General features: G+C 48.6%; 30 protein-coding genes, 1 tRNA gene and 1 pseudogene. 26 read left to right on the forward strand and 6 right to left on the reverse strand.

All coding sequences use genetic code 11. The features are described from left to right. From ACML7B_RS05635 to ACML7B_RS05665, 7 genes are all read left to right on the forward strand, one after another. A partial coding sequence (locus ACML7B_RS05635) for a DUF5688 family protein (RefSeq protein ID WP_418539708.1) occupies positions 1–781 on the forward strand: 781 nt, incomplete at its 5' end. Positions 782–847: 66 nt separating this feature from the next. Then, a tRNA-Arg gene (locus ACML7B_RS05640) sits at positions 848–919 on the forward strand. A gap of 38 nt (positions 920–957) precedes the next feature. Continuing rightward, a complete protein-coding gene (locus ACML7B_RS05645; protein WP_418539710.1) occupies positions 958–1,599 on the forward strand; it encodes a hypothetical protein in 642 nt (213 codons plus the stop codon). A 68-nt stretch (positions 1,600–1,667) separates the two neighbouring features. Further along, entirely contained in the window at positions 1,668–2,372 is a 705-nt protein-coding gene (locus tag ACML7B_RS05650; protein ID WP_346708126.1) for an AzlC family ABC transporter permease, read from the forward strand. Next, positions 2,363–2,695 carry a branched-chain amino acid transporter permease gene (locus ACML7B_RS05655; protein ID WP_106790271.1) on the forward strand — a complete coding sequence of 111 codons (333 nt, stop codon included), beginning with the start codon at positions 2,363–2,365 and terminating at the stop codon, positions 2,693–2,695. Before ACML7B_RS05650 ends, ACML7B_RS05655 begins: the two co-directional genes overlap by 10 nt. 104 nt (positions 2,696–2,799) lie before the next feature. Next, on the forward strand, positions 2,800–4,056 hold the full coding sequence (locus ACML7B_RS05660; RefSeq protein ID WP_418539713.1) for a S1C family serine protease: 1,257 nt from the start codon (positions 2,800–2,802) through the stop codon (positions 4,054–4,056). 106 nt (positions 4,057–4,162) lie between these two features. Beyond that, positions 4,163–4,567, forward strand: a complete 405-nt coding sequence (locus ACML7B_RS05665) for a hypothetical protein (RefSeq protein ID WP_346708128.1) — start codon at positions 4,163–4,165, stop codon at positions 4,565–4,567. 55 nt (positions 4,568–4,622) lie between these two features. Here the strand turns inward: ACML7B_RS05665 and ACML7B_RS05670 are convergent. The 5 genes and pseudogenes from ACML7B_RS05670 to ACML7B_RS05690 all read right to left on the reverse strand — a co-directional run. After that, a pseudogene (locus ACML7B_RS05670) lies at positions 4,623–5,042 on the reverse strand (manganese catalase family protein); the annotation flags it as partial. 32 nt (positions 5,043–5,074) lie between these two features. Continuing rightward, positions 5,075–6,628 carry a recombinase family protein gene (locus ACML7B_RS05675; protein ID WP_418539716.1) on the reverse strand — a complete coding sequence of 518 codons (1,554 nt, stop codon included), beginning with the start codon at positions 6,626–6,628 and terminating at the stop codon, positions 5,075–5,077. Positions 6,629–6,815: 187 nt separating this feature from the next. Beyond that, positions 6,816–7,646 (reverse strand): hypothetical protein, encoded by an 831-nt coding sequence (locus ACML7B_RS05680; protein WP_418539718.1) that lies wholly within the window; start codon positions 7,644–7,646, stop codon positions 6,816–6,818. Positions 7,647–7,706: 60 nt separating this feature from the next. After that, positions 7,707–8,174 (reverse strand): ImmA/IrrE family metallo-endopeptidase, encoded by a 468-nt coding sequence (locus tag ACML7B_RS05685; protein ID WP_418539720.1) that lies wholly within the window; start codon positions 8,172–8,174, stop codon positions 7,707–7,709. A gap of 53 nt (positions 8,175–8,227) precedes the next feature. Then, complete coding sequence (locus tag ACML7B_RS05690; protein ID WP_418539723.1) at positions 8,228–8,569, reverse strand: helix-turn-helix transcriptional regulator; 342 nt, start codon at positions 8,567–8,569, stop codon at positions 8,228–8,230. Positions 8,570–8,718: 149 nt separating this feature from the next. On the opposite strand from ACML7B_RS05690, the gene ACML7B_RS05695 reads away from it, so the two are divergent. The 4 genes from ACML7B_RS05695 (at position 8,719) to ACML7B_RS05710 (ending at position 10,504) form a co-directional block, all read left to right on the forward strand. Further along, on the forward strand, positions 8,719–8,943 hold the full coding sequence (locus ACML7B_RS05695) for a helix-turn-helix domain-containing protein (protein WP_418539725.1): 225 nt from the start codon (positions 8,719–8,721) through the stop codon (positions 8,941–8,943). 526 nt (positions 8,944–9,469) lie between these two features. After that, positions 9,470–9,700 carry a helix-turn-helix domain-containing protein gene (locus tag ACML7B_RS05700; protein ID WP_418539727.1) on the forward strand — a complete coding sequence of 77 codons (231 nt, stop codon included), beginning with the start codon at positions 9,470–9,472 and terminating at the stop codon, positions 9,698–9,700. 6 nt (positions 9,701–9,706) lie between these two features. Then, a complete protein-coding gene (locus ACML7B_RS05705) occupies positions 9,707–9,874 on the forward strand; it encodes a hypothetical protein (protein ID WP_418539730.1) in 168 nt (55 codons plus the stop codon). A 444-nt stretch (positions 9,875–10,318) separates the two neighbouring features. Then, the gene (locus ACML7B_RS05710) at positions 10,319–10,504 is read left to right on the forward strand and encodes a hypothetical protein (RefSeq protein ID WP_418539732.1); all 186 of its coding nucleotides are present in this window, start codon (positions 10,319–10,321) and stop codon (positions 10,502–10,504) included. Here the strand turns inward: ACML7B_RS05710 and ACML7B_RS05715 are convergent. Then, positions 10,478–11,287, reverse strand: a complete 810-nt coding sequence (locus tag ACML7B_RS05715; protein WP_418539735.1) for an Abi-alpha family protein — start codon at positions 11,285–11,287, stop codon at positions 10,478–10,480. The genes ACML7B_RS05710 and ACML7B_RS05715 overlap by 27 nt on opposite strands. Positions 11,288–11,563: 276 nt before the next feature. Here ACML7B_RS05715 and ACML7B_RS05720 point away from each other — a divergent pair, with 276 nt between their 5' ends. From ACML7B_RS05720 to ACML7B_RS05790, 15 genes are all read left to right on the forward strand, one after another. Further along, on the forward strand, positions 11,564–11,728 hold the full coding sequence (locus tag ACML7B_RS05720; protein WP_418539739.1) for a hypothetical protein: 165 nt from the start codon (positions 11,564–11,566) through the stop codon (positions 11,726–11,728). 20 nt (positions 11,729–11,748) lie between these two features. Next, a complete protein-coding gene (locus tag ACML7B_RS05725) occupies positions 11,749–11,955 on the forward strand; it encodes a hypothetical protein (RefSeq protein WP_418539743.1) in 207 nt (68 codons plus the stop codon). 78 nt (positions 11,956–12,033) lie between these two features. Next, positions 12,034–12,306 carry a hypothetical protein gene (locus ACML7B_RS05730; protein WP_418539746.1) on the forward strand — a complete coding sequence of 91 codons (273 nt, stop codon included), beginning with the start codon at positions 12,034–12,036 and terminating at the stop codon, positions 12,304–12,306. A 2-nt stretch (positions 12,307–12,308) separates the two neighbouring features. After that, positions 12,309–12,482, forward strand: a complete 174-nt coding sequence (locus ACML7B_RS05735; RefSeq protein ID WP_418539749.1) for a hypothetical protein — start codon at positions 12,309–12,311, stop codon at positions 12,480–12,482. Between the two features lies 1 nt (position 12,483). Further along, positions 12,484–12,657, forward strand: a complete 174-nt coding sequence (locus ACML7B_RS05740) for a hypothetical protein (RefSeq protein WP_418539752.1) — start codon at positions 12,484–12,486, stop codon at positions 12,655–12,657. Next, positions 12,657–12,827, forward strand: coding sequence for a hypothetical protein (locus ACML7B_RS05745; RefSeq protein WP_418539754.1), 171 nt, complete (start codon positions 12,657–12,659; stop codon positions 12,825–12,827). Before ACML7B_RS05740 ends, ACML7B_RS05745 begins: the two co-directional genes overlap by 1 nt. A 45-nt stretch (positions 12,828–12,872) precedes the next feature. After that, the gene (locus ACML7B_RS05750; protein ID WP_418539756.1) at positions 12,873–13,013 is read left to right on the forward strand and encodes a hypothetical protein; all 141 of its coding nucleotides are present in this window, start codon (positions 12,873–12,875) and stop codon (positions 13,011–13,013) included. Positions 13,014–13,015: 2 nt separating this feature from the next. After that, a complete protein-coding gene (locus ACML7B_RS05755; protein WP_418539759.1) occupies positions 13,016–13,657 on the forward strand; it encodes an AAA family ATPase in 642 nt (213 codons plus the stop codon). A 2-nt stretch (positions 13,658–13,659) separates the two neighbouring features. Next, positions 13,660–14,265 (forward strand): hypothetical protein, encoded by a 606-nt coding sequence (locus ACML7B_RS05760; RefSeq protein WP_418539761.1) that lies wholly within the window; start codon positions 13,660–13,662, stop codon positions 14,263–14,265. 11 nt (positions 14,266–14,276) lie between these two features. Further along, positions 14,277–14,783 (forward strand): ERCC4 domain-containing protein, encoded by a 507-nt coding sequence (locus tag ACML7B_RS05765; RefSeq protein WP_418539764.1) that lies wholly within the window; start codon positions 14,277–14,279, stop codon positions 14,781–14,783. Beyond that, a complete protein-coding gene (locus ACML7B_RS05770; protein WP_418539766.1) occupies positions 14,780–15,259 on the forward strand; it encodes a CHC2 zinc finger domain-containing protein in 480 nt (159 codons plus the stop codon). Before ACML7B_RS05765 ends, ACML7B_RS05770 begins: the two co-directional genes overlap by 4 nt. Positions 15,260–15,270: 11 nt before the next feature. Then, positions 15,271–17,130: a DUF927 domain-containing protein gene (locus ACML7B_RS05775; protein ID WP_418539769.1), complete on the forward strand. Its 1,860-nt coding sequence runs from the start codon at positions 15,271–15,273 to the stop codon at positions 17,128–17,130. A 306-nt stretch (positions 17,131–17,436) separates the two neighbouring features. After that, on the forward strand, positions 17,437–17,643 hold the full coding sequence (locus tag ACML7B_RS05780) for a hypothetical protein (RefSeq protein WP_418539772.1): 207 nt from the start codon (positions 17,437–17,439) through the stop codon (positions 17,641–17,643). Beyond that, positions 17,640–18,887 (forward strand): hypothetical protein, encoded by a 1,248-nt coding sequence (locus ACML7B_RS05785; protein WP_418539774.1) that lies wholly within the window; start codon positions 17,640–17,642, stop codon positions 18,885–18,887. Before ACML7B_RS05780 ends, ACML7B_RS05785 begins: the two co-directional genes overlap by 4 nt. A gap of 49 nt (positions 18,888–18,936) precedes the next feature. Beyond that, complete coding sequence (locus ACML7B_RS05790) at positions 18,937–19,476, forward strand: helix-turn-helix domain-containing protein (RefSeq protein WP_418539776.1); 540 nt, start codon at positions 18,937–18,939, stop codon at positions 19,474–19,476. The last annotated feature ends 125 nt before the right edge of the window (positions 19,477–19,601 follow it).

Genomic DNA, 19,601 nt, shown 5'->3' on the forward strand with positions numbered 1-19,601 from the left:
GAATAACGGTGTGTGGAGGAAGGGGCTGTCCATCTCGGAGAGCGGGATCAACGTGGCGCCCACCATCTATCTGGAGGAGTATTATCAGCAGTTTCAGAAAGGGGCCACCGTGGAGAAGATCACGGAGGACATCCTGGAGCTCTATGGGGAGCTGCGGTTTCAAAAGCCCTGGTATCCGGAAGAACTCAATGTGTACCAGCAGGTGCGGGAGAAAATCGTCTACCGTCTGATCCACAGAGAGCGGAACCGGGAACTGCTGGAGCAGGTCCCCTATATGCCCTGGCAGGATCTTGCCATTGTGTTCGTGGTCCTTCTGGAGGCAGGGGAGAAGGGGAGCGCTTCTATGATGATCTGCAGGGATCAGCTTGCAAGGTGGGGAGTCACCCGGGAGGAGGTGTACCGGCAGGCCTGTGAGAATACCTGGCGGCTTCTTCCGGTGGATTTCCGGTCCATGGGGGCGGTGATGGAAGACGCCCTGTTTCTTCCTTCCCTGGACGAGGTGCTGAAGCTCTATGTGCTGACCAACCGGTGGAAAAACTACGGGGCAGCGGCAGCGCTCTATGAGGGGCAGCTCCAGGCGGTGGGAGAGATGTTCGGGGAAAATTTCTATCTCATCCCAAGCAGTGTCCACGAGATGCTGATCCTTCCGGAATCCCGGGTGCCAAAGCGGGAGGAACTGGACGAGATGATCCAAGAGATCAATGAGATCGCGGTGGCCCCGGAGGAAGTGCTGGGGGACCGGGCCTATTATTACGACCGGGACAAAGGGGAACTTTGCTGAGATTTTTCTTTACTTTATCCGGAATATGTGGTAGTATAACTAAGGCGGTTTTAAAAGCCGCCATACGCACCCGTAGCTCAGGGGATAGAGCACCGCCCTCCGGAGGCGGGAGCGGCGGTTCGAATCCGCCCGGGTGTGTACCTTTAAAAAAGTGTATCGTGTGTGGAGGTAGTCTTATGAAGGAAAGACAGGAAGGCTGCCGTACACGCCGGACAAGTACCTGCAGAAGCCGTGTGATCACGGCTTGTTTGGTTCTTGCGCTGGCAGTCGGGGTGGCAGGTTTTTGTCTTACCGAGGAAGAAGCACAGAAGGTACAAAGGACAGGCTGTATTGAGGCTGAGAAGATCCGGATCCCGGGAAGGGAGACCATGGTCTTAAATCCCCTGCGGGAGGAGACGGCGGATTCCAGGCTTGGCAGCGCTGTGAAGAACTACTACGAAGGACTTGCAAAAGAGACGGATTTTACAGAAGGCTATGAGGATATCCGGGCCTGTGTGAAAGACGGGGCATACAAAGATACATATGTGGTGTTTGCCAGATATGAAATGAAGATCAAAGATATCTACACCAAGGTGCCGGGGCTGGAGACGCTGTATGTGGAGGAAGACCACAAAAGCGGGGAGTTCCGGATCTTGACGGAACATCTGGACGAGGATACCAAGGATTATATACAGACGGTGGCCGGACATGAGGATGTAAGAGAACTGCTGGCGCAGATGGAAGAGGAGTATCAGGAGGCCCTTGCCTCGGACGCACTTCTTAAGGAATCGCTGGAAGATCTTAAGAAGGCCTATGAAGGGTCCGCTGCCGGAGAGTAAAGAAAAGAGAGAGGATCAGGTCCTGTGAAGGGTCTGATCCTTTTTGCGAGACAGGAAGGAGGAAGCGCATGGGATACAGGCAGGCATTTCGAAAAGCATTTCCCTATACCATACCGGTGCTGACCGGTTATCTTTTTATCGGCATCGCTTTTGGGGTGATGTTCGCGGAGAAGGGGTATTCTTTTCTGTGGGCGGTGTTGATGAGCCTTCTGGTCTATGCGGGATCCGGCCAGTATCTGGCGGTGAATTTCTTTGCTCCCGGGGTGTCCATCCTCCAGGTGGTGTTCCTGACGCTGATGGTGAATATCCGGCATATTTTCTACGGGATCTCTCTTCTGGAGAAGTTCCACAGTATGGGGCCGAAGCGCTGGTATATGATCTTCGGACTGACGGATGAGACCTATTCCCTTCTGTGCACCACCAGGGTTCCGGAAGGAGTGGAGGAGGACAAGTTCCTCTTTGCCATCTCTATCATGAACCAGTCCTACTGGGTGGTGGGATCTGCCATCGGCGGCCTGGCAGGCGCCATGCTTCCCATCAATTCAGAGGGGATCGATTTCGCCATGACTGCGCTTTTCGTGGTGATCTTTGTGGAGCAGTGGATGGATCAAAAGAACCGGATCCCGGAGATGGTGGGTGTGGCGGCGGCCTTCCTCTGTCTGCAGATATTCGGGGAGGACGGATTTGTGCTGCCCTCCATGATCCTGATCATACTGGTCCTGTTTGTGGCCAGGACCAGGCTGGAAAGGCAGGTGACGAAGGAATGCCGGTAAGTGTGGGGATGTCCCTTCTTATTATCCTTGCGGTGGCGCTGACAACATTTGCCACCCGGGTGGTTCCCTTTCTGATCTTTCCCAAGGGGAAGGAAATCCCGCCGGTGATCCAGTATCTGGGACGGGTCCTGACCCCGGCGGTGATCGGGCTTCTGGTAGTCTACTGCCTCAGGCAGACGCCTGTGATGGAAGCGCCCCACGGGATCCCGGAGGGGATCGCGGTGGCGGTGACGGCGCTGCTCCATGTGTGGAAGCGGAATAATCTTCTGAGCATCGGCGTGGGCACCGTGCTGTATATGGTGTTGGTGCAGGCAGTGTTTTAATGGTTTTGTCATGGTTTTATCACAGTTTGAACACATTTAGTGATTAGACTATACCCTGTAAAGAGAAAAACCATAAGATACCAGCCATGAAAGGAGACCTTATTATGGATCAACAATATACTTACTACACACCAGACCAGAATGGATCACAGAATCCTTACAGAGAGCCGGAGAAGAAACCGGAGAAAAAGAAAAAAGGAGCTCCCAGATGGGTGAAAGTAGCCTGCCTGGGCCTGATCTTCGGTCTGGTTGCAAGCGCTGCCTTCCAGACCAGCAACCTGGTGTTTGGAAGATTCCTGGGAAATTCAGACACAGCTTCTGCGGAGAAGACGGTGGAGAGCGCCAGGCTGACTACCAGCTCCGGTGGCACCGCTCAGTCGGATGTGGCCAAGATCGCTCAGAACGCCATGCCCTCAGTGGTATCCATCACCAATATGAGCGTTCAGCAGGTGCAGAATTTCTTCGGCGGCGTGCAGGAGCAGGAGATGAAGAGCGCAGGTTCCGGGATCATCATTTCCCAGACAGATTCCGAGCTTCTTATTGTCACCAATAACCACGTAGTGGAGGGAAGCGACACTCTGACGGTGACCTTTGCGGATGAAGAGAGTGTGGAGGCCAACATCAAGGGAACCGACGCGTCCAAGGACCTGGCAGTGATCGCGGTAGACTTAAAGGATATCAAGGATTCCACTAGGGACGCCATTGCGGTGGCTCAGATGGGAGATTCGGATAAGATCCAGGTGGGTGAACAGGCGGTAGCCATTGGAAATGCCCTGGGATACGGGCAGTCTGTGACGACAGGGATCATCTCCGCTACAGGGAGATCTCTGGACGGATTTGATATCGGGCTTCTGCAGACCGATGCAGCCATCAACCCGGGCAACAGCGGCGGTGCGCTTCTCAATGCCAACGGCGAGGTGATCGGCATCAATACGGCCAAGGCTTCCAGTACAGAGGTAGAAGGTATGGGATACGCCATCCCCATCTCGGAGGTCAGCGACGTGATCACCAATCTGATGAACCAGGATACCAAGAAGAAGGTATCGGAAGAAGAACAGGGATTCCTGGGGATCGAGGGCGTGGATGTGACCTCTGACAGCGCTCAGATGTACGGGATGCCGGAAGGTGTCTATGTATCCGGTGTGATCAAAGGCGGCGGAGCTGAGAAAGCCGGGATCACCAAGGGATCTGTGATCACCGGGCTTAACGGCACTACCATCGACAGTATGACCACCCTGCAGGAACAGCTGCAGTATTACGCGGCCGGGACGAAAGTGAAACTGACCCTTCAGGTACCCGGAAGCGGCGGAAACTATAAGGAGCAGACGGTGGAGGTGACTCTGGGAAAGAACACCCAGTAAGGATTTCCTTAAAAAATATGCCTTTTTCTGTAGAATTTTTGCCTTTTTTGTCCGAGTGTAGTATAATCGGGATAGAATTTCCATGAGGAGGAGGCATAAGATACCAATGAAGTGTCCGATCTGCGGACAGCAGTTAAGACCGGGAAAGAAAGATCCCAATTATCTGCTGTGCTACAATTGCAAGAAAAAGTTCAAAGCGCCGGCTGCCAAAGCAGAGCAGGAGGAGCGCGAGGAACAGAAGTATTCGAATATCCCGCCCAGGCATGTGCGCCAGAAACGGGAGACAGAGATGCGCAAAGCATATGACGAGCTGCTTTCCATCGATGATGGCAAGAGCCGGAAGAAGAAAGCCCAGTCCCAGCCCAAGAAGGCCCGGCGCAGGGCGGACTATGAGGATAATCTTTATGATGATTACTACGAGGAGGAGAAGCTCTCCAAGGCTCCGGTGATCATCCTGGGGATTGCCATTGTAGTGGTGGCGGCAGTGATCGTATATATGCTGATCCGGTAAGAGGTTAAGAAAAGAACAGGAGATGGATGAGAAGATCCATCTCCTGTTTTTTGCCTTAGCGGCAGCCTTTGTTGTCGAATTCCGGATTGAAGGCGTAGAAATTTCTACTGTCCAGCTTCTCCTGCACCAGCCGCAGGCCTTCGCCGAACCGCTGGTAGTGGACGATCTCCCGTTCCCGCAGGAAGCGGATGGGGTCGCAGACTTCCGGGTCTTTCACCAGACGGAGAATGTTGTCGTAGGTGGTCCGGGCTTTCTGTTCTGCCGCCAGGTCTTCGTTAAGATCTGTGATGGGATCGCCTTTGGACTGAAAGTAGGTGGCGGTCCAGGGGGTCCCTGCCGCGGCCTGAGGCCAGAGGCCCAGGGTGTGGTCCACATAGTATTTGTCAAAGCCGTATTTCTCAATCTCCTCGGGGGTCAGGTCCTTGGTCAGCTGGTAGACGATGGCGCAGATCATCTCCATGTGGGCCAGTTCTTTATCCCGTTTTTGTTGGAAATGATAAAAAGCCCCTAGATACGCGGGATCCGGGGCTTTATTGTCAGCTCAAAGGAGGCCTTTCCAGCTTCCCCCTTCTTATTCCGGATGGTCTTCCGGTATTCCACACTTTCGATCAGCAGCTTCAGGGCCTTGTTGCGATCCGGGACGTCGAGATCCCAGTAGCACCCAAGCAGATTCCGGCAGGATGGGAGGAAAGATGTGATGTTAGCCTGTATTTTCTTCTCTGAGGCCAGTTCTTCTTCCAGGCGAGCAATTCCTGCCTGGGATTCCTGCAATCGATCCTGGAGGCGCCTGGACCGCTCAAGGAAGGTTTCTGAGTCATAGATTCCCTGCTCCAGGAGGTCATATAATTTAGATTTCTGATTCTCCAGCGCTTCATGCTCCTGCCGGGCGGTAGAGAGCAGCACTTCCAGTTCCGGCACCCGGCTTTCTGAGAGCGTTTCTGTCAGCTCATAACCCTTTACCCAATCCTCCAGGGCGCTGATCAGCTCCCGTTCTACCAGATCAAGAGGGCTGCCGACCGTGGGACAGCCATCTGTCTTGCACATCAGCATATCATACGCGGCGCCATTTTTGATCCCTGGTTTCGTGGCCGGGCGTCGCTGCATGCGCTTTTTGCATTCCGCGCAGATCACCAGTCCAGCCAGCGGGCTTTTGACCCCGTAGGACTCCGGCGGTTTTGGTGTTCCCCGACCAATGTAGGACTGAGCCTCTTTGTAGATCCGGTGATCTATAAGAGCCTTGTGCCGGCCATCGTAGACTGCATAGTCTTCTGACCGGGGGCGGGTTTTAATTGGAAGGCCGTTTTCTACCGCAGGGACGATCTTCCGCCGGCCGATCGCAACCAGCCCATCATAAGCCGGGTTGCTAAGAATGTCCCGGATGGTGCTATCTGTCCAGGCAGGCCCTTTTCGCGGGTGGATCCCCTGGCGGTTCAGGTACTTCCGGATCATTGACACGCCCCGGCGGTCCGGTCCGGTGAAGAGAGAGTAGATCAGTCGGACGATCGGAGCTTCCTGGTCATCCGGTTCCAGGGTCCAGCCCTTTTCGTTCTGCAGTTTCGTCCGCCTGAAGCCATATGGGGCGGTGTTGAACGGCCATTTTCCTTCCTTTGCGGCGGCGTACCGGCCGGCCTGCATTCTGCGCTTGATTGTTTTATATTCCCGCCGGCTCATGAAGAGCCCAAACTCAAAATACTCTTCGTCGAATTCGTCGGATGGATCATAGGTCTTTTGGGGAGTGATTATGTAGGTGTTAGAGTACTGGAATGCCCGCTGCACCGTCCCCTGGTCGATAGTGTCGCCCCGGGCCAGACGTTCGATCTCCATTACCAAGACGCCTTCCCACATACCGCTTTCAACCTCTCGGAGCACCTGTTGCATGACCGGCCGGGCGGCAATGGTTTCCCCGGATACGATCTCCCGGTAAATCTTTCCAATGATGAGGTTTTTCTGTTTTGCCAGGGCCAGGAGGATTCTTTCATGCCGGGCCAGAGTCTCTCCCTGGCCGGCCTGTTCCGCCTCCAGGTCCTTCCGAGACTTCCGCAGATAGATACAGTATGCCATGTTATCATCTCCTCTTGTATTGTATGAGAAAAAAGGGTACAAAAATAACAGCCAGCGGGAACGTGAGTTCCGCTTGCGCTGTCTCCCGGGAAATGATACACTATATTGTGAAGAGTGTGCTTCTTGGCGTATCATTGCCCGGGAGTGCCTGACCGTCCTGGTGCTGCAACACTGGGGCGGTTTTTAATTATTGAACAGATATATCAATTGTAAATGGTGAAAATTCTAATTCCCAATTATCGCTATACCCCTCAGCATATATTTGGAACCCAGCTGAACTATCTATTGCCGGGAATACCAAGACGCCGGAAGAAGTTGCATTTGGTAGAATTTCATATGACAATTCTGGATATTCGCCTTCATAACTAGACATTGAAGACACGTCCTGAGAAATTTGCTGTCCGTTTTGCGTAATTTTTATATCGTACACACTGAAGCTAAACTTATCCGAAGAAGCATTGGTTTCCGTTAAATATATTCGTGTCTCCTTCTCAGCAAATTCAATCTTATCAACTTTCAATGATATCCCATTTTGTTCACTCACAGCGTTTTCCGGGGTGATTTCTTTTATCGTGGGTACAACAGCCTCCATGTAGGATTGCTTTTCGATTGAAATTGCGTCAATTTGTGGGCATTCTATGGTTGTGCCAAAAGCGTTTGTTCCTTCAAAGGTTCCTGTAATTCTTCCGTCGACCACAACATAGTCATCAACGTTAAAATCCTCTTCAGGACTTTCCATTCCAAATACAAAGTCATTTGTGCTATTCTGCACGTCATGCCAAGCCTGGTATGCAACATAGTCATCCGCAGTATCTGGTCCGTTAAAGATTTTTCCGGAAAGTTTTACATATTTCCCTTTGTAGTTGTCTGGATCAGAAAATAGATTCGCGATTTCTGATTCTGAAAGATACTCTTTCTTATCATTTTCTGATTCCGATCCACCATTGTCACCACCACAAGCTATCAACCCAACGGACATCAGGCAGACCATCACAATAGCCACAATTCTCTTTTTCATAATAGTTCCTCCTCATTTTCTCATTGGCTTACATTGAGATCTATATAATCGCTTCAGCGGTTATACCACTTTTCCTACGGCCAGGTGCGGGATAAACATGATATAATAATTGTTTACCATTACCCCAATGCCATACTTGCTTCGATACGCCTCTATACATTCAGTCAGACACTCTTCAGTTACCTCCAGATACTCCGCAATTTCATAACCGTTTCGACATCCGGCCTCATAAGCCCTGACCAGACCGGTCAGCCCGATCAGCTTGTTGAAGCCCCAAAGTCTTGCCTGGCGTTCTTGTTTCCGGTTGCCGGAATCGGACATGTCCAAAATATTCCCAACGCTGGTGTGATGATGGCCAAGCTCCTCAGCCAAAACACACATCCTTTCGGCCGTTGTATCTACGCATGTATTGATGGCAACATTGCCATCCGTATAGTATCCCTTCAGGTTGTCTTCTCCCAGGTAATAGTCGTAGACTGTCACCTGATCATCAAAGGCTTCCTGCTCTAATCGTTCCAGTTTATTCACAGTAATCCCTCCATAATAAAATAATATCAGAAGAGGTGTACAATAAACCGGACTTACTTGTCGCCTTCCTGTTTAATGAATTTTGCGAAGGCTTCTATTCTGTCGAGTTGCTCTTCTGTATACTCAGTTCCGTCAAAATGAGCCGCCCGAGTGTGAAGTGCTGATTCTGCGGAAGGACCATATCCAAAAGTGCCGAGGACGTCAGAAACTCCATATGCTTTACACATTACAAGCAAAGCGCCTGGGGTCGGCTGACTATTATTGTTTTCCCAACTATATATAGTAGACTCTGACGCTTTAAATCCTTTAGCCGTTAACAGATCAGAAATTTCTTTGACCGATATCCCTGCAGCATTTCTACATTGTTTTAAAGTCTTCCCTATGTTGTTCGGCATATTCACTACCTCCTTTAGACCAAGAATATCATAAGATTTTTAACACGTCAATAAAATTTCACAAGAAACTCATAAAACGTATTGACACCACAAGAAACTCATGATATTTTAATAATGTCATTAGAAACTTGTGAAAAGAGGTGATAAATTTGGACATTCCAACAAGAAACTTAGGAAGGTATGTTCGAGATAAAGGTTTTAATTTATCTGAACTATCGAGAAAGACAGGGGTTCCCTACATGGCTCTTTATGACAGTCTTATTAACGAAAAACGGGACAGAAGTTTGAGAGTAGATGAGTACCTAAAAGTATGCAGTCATCTCGAATTAGATCCAATGGACTTCGCAGAGGATCCGGAAGAGAAAGGAGCATGATGGGAAATGGTAATTTCTGATAAGGAGTACAGAGAAATCCAGATTGTTACTAATGCTGGTGAACTGATTGCGAGTATCACGGACGCGGATGTTCTCGAAAAGGATGGGTACAAAGTCGTATGTGTGCCGGTTGAAAATTAACCGAGGTTATTGTTACGAGCTTTATCAGGATTAGAAACTGGTGTTGGAACACCATTGATATTTCTAACATGATAATTTTCGTAGTTTCCTTGTTTGATCTGGTTTACAAATTGATTACGAGTCATATCGGCGCCGGTGAAATTATCGTGAAATCGTTCGTTCCGTCCTGTGTTTGATTCGCGAGTTACAGTGATACGTGGAGGCATACACATCATCCTTTCTATGCGGCACACATACCAACTTTGCAAACTTAGGATAGCACTAAATTTTTTTAACGTCAAGCAAAAAACACAATATACGGAAGAACAAATGGAGTGGAAATACAATATATTGATATTTCGATATAAATATATTGAAATGCTACGAGATAAGCGAGGTGAGGAAATTGACTATCAAAGAATGCAACGAACCATTTGTGACAGGATTTAGAAGGATTATAACGTCAAAAGGTCTAAAAAATGTTTATGTCGCTGAACAATCTGGATTTTCTCCGCAAGAACTTAGTGACATGCTCAACGGAAGGCGATTGATTAAAGCTTGTGACATTCCCAAATTAGCTAAAGGCCTTGGCGTGAAAGAGAGTGAAATCTACGAAGCTGGAAAGAGAGGAGAGTGATGAAGAGTGAATGTAAGAAAGCTTGACAGCGTATCAAGGGAAGAACAGAGGGCGATTTTAAGCAACCTCATTTCCAGGTGTATGATCGAGAATCATATGACTTTAGAAAATTTGGATGAGGCGTGCGAAAGCGTGAGGGAAATCTACAGAAAGAACGCCACGATAAAAGGCTGACTAAAGCCAGCCCCTTATTACCCCCTGTGACATTCTCGGCAACAGTAGAAGCACCCATCGAATTCTTTGTTTGGATACGCCATACGAGCAGCAATGATAGCAACCTTGCAGTTTTCATAGTACCCGATGAGTGTCCGGTTAGATGAGGATGGGAGGAATATACAATTTTCAGTATGGACTTCGTGATATCCATGTTCGTCAGTATTGTTGTTAAAGTAGTAGTAGTTCATGTGATTTACCCCTTTCTATTAGATTTTCGAAGCTTCTAATAGTATGGTAAGACACAATATGTAGTATGTCAATACAAAAATAATAAAAAACTACTATATAAAGTGCAAAACATATGTTTATCCACAAAATATTGCGCTTGTTGTGGAGGGTGTGGATAACTTTGTAGGAAAATCGCTGGACTATCTGTTCAAGACAGAGGAGGAGGTGAGGTAGATGTGGATTGCAAGAAAAAGGTTTGAAGAGTTAGAAGAAAGAGTCGGCAAATTAGAAAAAGCTAGAGGAGACATGCTGGGTTTTGCTGAGGAAATTCAAGAATACAACAAAAAAATAGAGGAAGAATTAAATATCCTTCCCCTTAAAATAGTAAAAATGCTAGCTGAAAACGGTCTGGACGAATGATTCTCCGAGAACTGTAGTAGAGAAAGAGCCAGTTTCAAAGTCAAGACGGATATTTTGAGAAGAGTAAGACTTAATAATCTGATAATACTCTTCTAACTTCTTGAAAGTCTGTGATTGCTTAACATATTTATAATGTTCAATCCCGTTTCCGACATAATTTAGCATATCTATTTTAATAATTCCGAGCCTTTCGTAATTAGAAAGGATTGTTGCCAAATTATCAGATGAAAGATTGTCATATTTTATATTGGTGAGATTTCTATAAACAATATTAAATCCTGAATCAGAAATCTTTTTAATATTCGAAACCGGGTAAACCTGTTTCGGTAGAGAGAAAAATAAGTGTTTTAAAAGTTTCACCTCGATGGGAGTCAATTGATTGAGGATGTTATCGAAAGCAAGTAAAGGCTTACATAGGTTATCGGAATTAGATGAAGCTAGCATTAGAACCAAGCAAGATTCACGCAGAGTATCCTCTGTAATTTTGTACTTAGCATGTTCGGCCATCGGGCCTATTAATACAGGATTGGGATCACAGTATTTTTCTTTTGGTATAGATGATAGGCCCTCTTGATAATCACTAATAAATTTGTCAGCTTTTGCTTTTGCTACCGAGTTTAAAAGTTTAATAGGGGTTAATGCAGTATTTAGCAAGCCAAGAACTGTTCCAGCGGCTTGCCCTAGTTCAGTAGAGATTGGATGCCCTAAATCATTATAGACGTCTTTAGCAACTTGTCCAGCGGATTCGGGGATTTCAACATTAAATAAAGGATTGTCTGCCATAATAATCATTCCTTTCATCATTTGATAGGAAGATTATACCAGATACCGGAAACCCGGACAATCCGCGGCACATATATTTTAGAAATGGAGGGATGTGGATTGATTGTAGAAACCCGGAAAAATGGCGAGTGTACGTGTCATTTTGATGACAGTGCCTGCGTCGGACGGACAGCGGAAGAGGTTGATGACATATTGCAGGCATTATCAGCCCTGGTTATCAGCTGCCTGCGAAAGAGGAAGGCCGCCTGAGGGCGGTAGAGGGGAGGGACAAGCTGCATGATCAACAGGATAAAGCCCCGTCGCCGCCGGGCGAGGATGAAGGAGATATTACACCACCTGGCAATAAACATTGCGTATCTGGCCGTTGGTACGGCGCCTGTGTGGCTGCCGATCTTGATGATCGTTATCGCCGGCGGGTTGATAACGCTGCTGGGGATGTGAGAGGAGAGGAGGTGAGAAAGATGGTAGAGAACAAGCAGAAGATTCTCGATTTGCTGCTTCCGGCGTTGCGGGAGACAAGGAATCTGTATGACGTGGTTGAGCTGGAGTTTGACGCCAGTCAGGAGTTGGTTTATGCAAAGTTTGCAAGTGGCCACTTCAAGATCGTAAATGTCGCAATGGATTCTGGAACAGCAATGATCGTAGACGTGATCCAGCAGCTTGTATGAAATGAGCGCCCTTATGAGGCGGGAACCTCGGGCGCTCAGACGAATCATCAATATCAGTATATCAGAAGGAGACGGAAAATGGAAGAAAAAAAAGAGATCATTACGACAGAGGAAGAACTGGAAAGCCTGATCGCGGTAGCCGCATCAAGGAGCTCAAAAAAATTCGGCGACATCCATTTTGGCTTGTTGATCATGGGTGTCGCAAGAGAGATCTCGGTGGATGTGCTTAACCATCTGTCTGGGAGGGAAAAGCTTCCGCAGGAATCGATCGACCTGTACAGAGAAATAAGAAACACACCGCGAGAGACTCAAAAAATCATGTTGGACATTGTTTTCAGAAAAGGAAATTAGCTATGAGTGAAGAATACAAGGTTACTATCCCAATAGAAGAATACAGGGAACTCTGCTGGACTGTTGGGAAGATGGCAGCGGTGATCAACTACTTGAATGGGACAGAATACATTGAAAAAAGGGTCTTGCAGGCGATCATCGGGATGGATTATTTCCAGAAAGACGGGGACGAATAAGATGGAGAACATACCGGGGTACGACGCCTGGAAGACGACGCCGCCGGAAGATCCAGAGCCGGTCACGTACTGTGACGTCTGCGGGGGTCCCGTATTTTCAGGGGACTATCTGACAGATATATCTGGAGAAAAATGGTGCGACGAATGTCTGAAAGAGATCAGGAGAGTGGTTTGATGGCAACAATGAGAGAGCGGCGCCAGCGGATTGAAGATCTTTTGGATGATCGCTTGGCTATGATTGAGGACAATAAAGTCGAAAGCATGTATCAAAGCCGAGATATCAACAATCTCACGCAGGCACTGCTTAACATGATCAGAATAGAGAAGGAGGATTTTTGTGGATAAAAAAATTCATCTGCCTGTGCGGAGTGCAAAATTAACCCGCAGGGCGTGATCAAAATTACACCGGAGGCCTTTGAAGCACTGGTAGAAGTGACTGGGGAGACCGGTATGAGTATAAGGGAGGCGGCCAGCATGATTATTGTGCAGGCTGTTGAAAACAGTCTGATCGTATATGACAGGGAGGGATAGAAGTGAGCAAGGTTATCGCAATCATGGGGGAGTCCGGATCCGGGAAGACAACTGCAATGAGGAATCTGGATCCAAAGACAACCTACTACATTGACGCTGACATGAAAGGCTTGTCCTGGAAGGGATGGAGGAGCCAGTACAGCGTTGAGAACAAGAATTATAAGGCGACGGATGACGCGAATATCGTCCGGCAATACATCAAGACCATTGCGGAGAAATGCCCGCAGGTGAAGGTGATCGTGGTCGACACGATCAACGGCCTGATGGTGGCCGATGAAATGCGTCGGAGCAAGGAGAAGGGATATGACAAATGGGTAGACCTGGCAGCATGTGTCTGGGATTTGGTGTGCGAAGCATATACCTATCGGGATGACCTGACCATCATCTTCACGGCTCATACTCAGACAGATCACGATGAGGCCGGCTATATGTTCACCCGGATCAAGACCTCCGGGAAGAAGCTGGACAAGATCTGCCTGGAGTCGAAGTTTACGACGGTGCTCTTGAGCAAGTGCGTGGACGGGCAGTACAAGTTCGAGACCCAGGCGAACAACTCCACGGCCAAGTCTCCGATGGGGGCTTTTGATCAGATGGAAATAGATAATGATATCGCGGAAGTATTGAAGGCATTGGAGGATTTTTAAGAATGAAAAAGCCAAATAATTATGACGACACAAAAGCACAGGGAGAGTTTATCCCTGTCGAACTTGGCGGCCACCGTCTTGTGATCAAAGAAGTGGTTGAAATGAAGTCGAAGAGTGGAAGGGACATGATCAAGGTCTGCTTTGACTTCGCGAAGGATGATAAGCAGCCAGGACATTTTGAGCAGATGTTCAAGGATGATATCCGCCCGGAGAAGAAGTGGCCTAACCAGGCGACGCAGTACATTCTCACGGAGGACGAGGACGGCAACTGCAGCAGGTCATTCAAGACCTTCATCACTTGCGTGGAGCATTCCAACAACAAGTTCGAGGTCAAATGGGTGGATGATTTTGGGAAGCAGTTCAAGGGCAAGCTGATCGGCGGGGTGTTTGGCCCGCAAATGGATTACTACAATGGCCGGGAGATCGAGAAGCGTGTCCTGCGATGGTTCATATCCATTGACAAGGTAGACGACGCCACGATCCCGGACATGTCCGAGACACAGGCATACAAGAATCATCTCAACGGATATCCGCAGGGATCCAAGCCTGCGGGGGACGGCTTCATGAATATCCCAGATGGGATTGACGAGGAGCTGCCGTTTAACTAGGAGGGATTGCGTTGGATATACAGATTGACTCCCGGGAGAAAGCCCGGGCGATCCGGAAGATCATCAAGACGTTTGACGACTGTGGAGTGAATCATTTTTCCAGCAAGCTTCTGGTTGGCGACTATATGAGCCTGGATAACCCCAGGCTCATCGTCGACAGGAAGCAGAACCTGCAGGAGCTCTGCGGGAATGTCTGCCAGCAGCATGAGCGTTTCCGGCGGGAACTCTTAAAGGCTATGCAGGCCGGGATCCAGCTTGTGATCCTGGTCGAGCATGGGCCGGAAATCAAAAGCCTGGAAGACGTATACTTCTGGAAAAATCCCAGGAAGCATGAGATCCGCTGGCGGATGGTCAACGCCCGCCGGGAGAAATATGTCGTGTCGGCCAAGGCGGTGGATGGCGATCAACTTTACAAGTCCCTCTGTACTATGCGGGATCGGTATAATGTACGGTTTGCTTTTTGCGAGAAAAAAGATACGGGAAAGGAGATCATCCGGATCTTGAGGGATGGGCTATGACAAGTGATGAAATTAAAAAAATGTATAGCATGCGAGACATTCTGATGAGATATGGAATCCAGCCAAATCGGGCCGGGTTTATCCGCTGCCCGTTTCACAAGGAAAAAACGGCGTCAATGAAGATCTACAAGGACAGCTATTATTGTTTTGGCTGCGGCGCCAGCGGAGACATATTTGATTTCGTTTGCCGGATGGACAACCTGACGTTCCGGGCGGCGTTCCTTTCCATGGGCGGAACCTACGAGAAGGAAACCTTCCGGGACAAGACAGCCCGGTATCATGCGCAGAAACAGCGGGAGCAGAGACAGCGGCAGGCTAATGATCTGGAAGCGAAGAGGAAGCTGAATAATGACCTGATAGACATCTACCGGGACTGGTATCAGCGGTCTGAGCCGTTTTCGGACACATGGACAGATTGCTACAATGCGCTGCAGCATCAGTTGTATCTGCACGGCATTTTAAACGGATTGGGGTGATATAAGGTGGTATGAAGCCATTAATAGAATATGACAAAAAGGGGATCCTGGCAGAGGAGGTCTTCGTGGAGATCTTCGAGCAGGATGACATGATCCGGCGGGCACAAATGCTTCTGTCCTTCCAGGACCGGGCAAAGGAGCTGGGAGTGAAAGGGCAATTCGACACGATGGTCAAGGCGTTCCAAGAGGTCGAGCGGGAGACGAAGAAAAAAAGGAGTAAGACACTTCTGGAGAACTGGACCAATTTTACAGGAAAATATGACGCCATGAAATGCGGATCATGGCTGGCGGCAGATGACGGGATCCGGACATTCAACAAGGACTATGATAATGAGGTCGTGGTCTGCTATCATCCGATCCTGCCGATTGGCCGGCTGCGGAACATGGAGACGGGAGAAGAACAGATCCGCCTGGCGTATAAACGGAACCACCGCTGGACGGAGATCACGGTCCCGAAGGACGTGATATCGTCTGCCAGTAAGATTGTAGGCTTGTCCAAGCTTGGAGTGGCAGTGACGTCGGAGAATGCGAAGTTGTTGGTAAAATACTTATCTGACGTTGAAAACTTGAATGACGATGAGATTCCGGTCAGGCAGTCCAGCGCAAAGCTGGGGTGGATCGGCGGTGGCTTCCTTCCATATGACACGGATATCATCTTTGACGGTGATATGCAATTCCGGCAGGTCTATGAAAGTATCGAACCGCACGGGAGCTGGCAAGAGTGGCTCGGGCATGTGCGGGACCTGCGGAAGACTGGCCGGATCGAGATTAAGGCATTCCTGGCGGCGTCTTTTGCAAGTATTCTTGTGAGTCGGCTGGGAGTGCTGCCTTTTATCGTAGATCTCTGGGGCGAGACAGAAGGCGGAAAAACCGTCGCAATGATGTTAGCGGCGTCCATCTGGGCAAACCCGGATAGCAGTCAGTACATTGGAGACTTCAAGACCAGCGAAGTACAGCTCGAAGTCCGAGCTGACCTGCTGAATCATTTTCCAGTGATGTTGGATGATACCAGCAAGACCAGCAGCCGGATCCGGGACAACTTTGAAGGTGTAGTGTATGACCTGTGTTCCGGAAAGGGCAAGAGCCGATCCAATAAAGAGCTGGGGATTCGCCGGGAGAACCGGTGGAAAAATACAGTCCTGACAAACGGAGAGCGGCCGCTGGCGTCCTACGTGTCCCAGGGAGGAGCAATCAACCGAATCATTGAGATCGAGTGCGGAGAGAGGGTTTTTGAGGACCCGCAATATACCGCGGAGCTGGTGAAGAAGAATTACGGGCTTGCTGGGAAGCGCTTTGTAGAAATCATAAAAAGCATGGACGTGGACGATCTGAGGAGACAGCAGCAGGAGATCCAAAAGGAACTTGCCAGCTCCGACAAAATGCAGAAGCAGAGCATTTCCATGTCAGTGCTCCTCCTGGCCGATAAGATCGCCACAGAGAAGATATTTCATGATGGGGTATACATTTCCCCGGATGAAGCCCGGGAAGCGCTTACGGACAAGGAAGAGGTGTCAGAGCACGAGCGCTGCTATCACTACCTGATCGATAAGATTGGAATGAATCATCAGCGCTTTGACGGGACAGCAACCGCGGAGCAATGGGGAATTATTGACGATGGGTATGCGATCATGTATCCACAGGCGGTCAAAGAGTTGTGCCGGCAGGGAGATTATTCCTACAAAGCGTTCCTGAGCTGGGCGGACCGTCAGGGAGTCATCCAGACGGACGGGAAGAATCATACAAAACTGAAGAAGATAGGCGGAAAACCGGTCCGCTGCATTTTCCTGAACATCAATGAATTCCAGGACCAGGATGGGTTCCAGCCGGTGGAATATGAAGAATATGACCAGGAAGAATTGCCGTTCAGGTAGGGCGGTAACAAAAATTTTTAAGTCATAAAAATGCCAGAAAGCCAGTAAACACAAGGGTTTGAGCGGAATTTTGAGCGGTAACAAAAATTGGCGGTAACATTTGAAATCGCACATATATGTCTGAAAATGTATATATATTGTTTTTCTCCCCTATATAGGAAAAGCGTTGTTACTTTTGTTACCGGCTTTTAAAACCGCCAGAAAGCCAGTAAACACAAGGGTTTGAGCGGTAACAAAGCCTGTTGTTACTTTTTTGAAATTATTGTTACAATGGCGTATTTCTGTTACCGGGAAAGGATGTGGAATGTGCACGAGAAAATAAAAGACATCCAAAACGATTTCTGGGCCGCATACAAGAGGTTCTCAAGGGATATGGATATGGCCCAGTACAATAAGGACCTGAAGGAGATCATGAGAAAGCATTCGCATGACCCGGTTATGCGCGAGTTCTGCGAGGATCTCTGCTGGTCCTGGGGGAAGTTAATTAACAAGATGAAGGAGCGAGCGCTATGAATGATATTGGTGCATGGTATGAGGAACTGACATATTCTGAGGCGAAGACCATTCTGCAAGAGAATATGACCAACATGAAGATGAGCTTTATCGCTGCGGGATATTACTTGAAATACATCCGGGACAGAGATCTGTTCCGGGAAGACGGATATGAGAGTATCTGGGAGTTCGCGGAAGACAATTACGGGATCCGGAAATCTACGGCTTCCAGGTGGATGTCCATGAATGACCGGTTTGCCCTAGGCGGGAATAGTCCGGTCTTAGCGGACGAATACAAAGGGTTTGAAAAGAGCCAGTTACAGGAGATGTTATATCTGGATGATAAGCAGATCGAGGAAGTGACGCCGGATATGACCGTGAAGGAGATTCGGGAAGTGCGGAAGCCAGAAAAGAAGTCTCCGATAGAGAGGGGCTGCATAACGGGAAAGAGTCCATACGGAAACTGCGTGTGCTGCGGAAAGAACGATGTTGAGTGTTGTGCACAATGTAGTGCTGATGACTGCAATGGAAGATGCGGCTGGATAGATTCAGCTGTTGCGACGTCGCAACAGGATGAAGAACAGATTCCCGGCCAAATGTCCATTGGAGACTTCCCGGAGTTGCTTCCTGATGGAGATAGTCTGGAAGAGGAAGGGTCTGAGGTAGAAAAAGTTCATGGTGAGATAGTAGGGTCTGAGTTTGTGGATGATAAAACTGATCACAATGAATCTCGCGAAAGTGAAAAGTTTGAGGAGTTGTCTGATAAGACGGATGCAGAGCTGCTTCGAGATCTTCTTAATCAGGCAAAAGACAGGCTTAGCTTGATGATGGAAGAATTCTCGGAGAATGATGTCCGTGTCAGAAAACAGAAACTGATTGTTGGCGCTTATGCTGGAATGATTGCGGAGCTGGATTTATATGCCGATCAGAACCGTGAACAGCCGGAATTACCAAAGCTTCGGAACAATGATCAACGAAAAGCGTTCCTGAACAACTATCGGGAGTGGCCTGTATGGTTCAGGGTGAATGAGGCGTCGGAAGTGTATTACCGATACGATCTTCTGGATGGAAGCAGCATCGTTATCTGTGAATATCATTTTTATCTCCCTTGGCTGAGAAAAGACCAGGACCGTACAGGCACGAGAGAATATCTATTAAAACCAGGCTACCACTACCTTGAAGATTGTAAAACGAATACGACTACACTGGTTGAACATTTGAAAAATATTCAAAAGAAGGTGAAAGAAGATGTTGACAGGCGTTAATTTCCAGCAAGCGATAAAATATTGGACCCAAGGACGAGAGGTGATCGTATTGGATCGGACGGTGAAGTCTCCATCCGGCGGGTATGAGACATACTCCCTGGAAGAACTTTTTCGAAATTTAGAATTCCTGGCCGATGTGCCGGCTGTCAAGAATCTAGAATTTGAGCAGGCTGTAGCTGACATGACTAAAGATACTGATCAGAAGATGGAAAAACCAGCCATGGAGGGAAAGAATACCCCCCCCTCAACAAGGCCTGAGGTGAGTGAGTTGCTTCAGGTCGAAACCGGGAAGACAAAAAAAGAGACAGCCCTTGAACTTGCAGCACATGGGATGAGCACTGCGGAGATCGCAAAACAGATGGGAGAAAGCTATAGCAATGTCTATTACTGGACTCACAAAGATAAGTCCAGAAAGAAGAAGCAGAAGAAAGTGTCCGGATGGAACGCTGACCGTCATGGGTGTCGGACCTGTCAATACCGAGCTGAAAAGAAGGGCTGTGATTATTATATCATCACAGACCGGGAGCGCGGGTGTGATCCGGCGGACTGTAACAGGTACGAAAAGGGAGAAAGGTTAGGGGAAAAATAAGGCAAGGGGAAAAACGGGGTGAGTGTGCAGAAACAATGAAATAAGCAGCAGACCGACCGGCAAGTCTCAAATCTGCTGCTCTTCACCTAAGGACAGTATACCATAACCGTCCTTGGGAGACAAGG

Source organism: Massilistercora timonensis (assembly GCF_048354975.1).
Classification (GTDB): domain Bacteria; phylum Bacillota; class Clostridia; order Lachnospirales; family Lachnospiraceae; genus Massilistercora; species Massilistercora timonensis.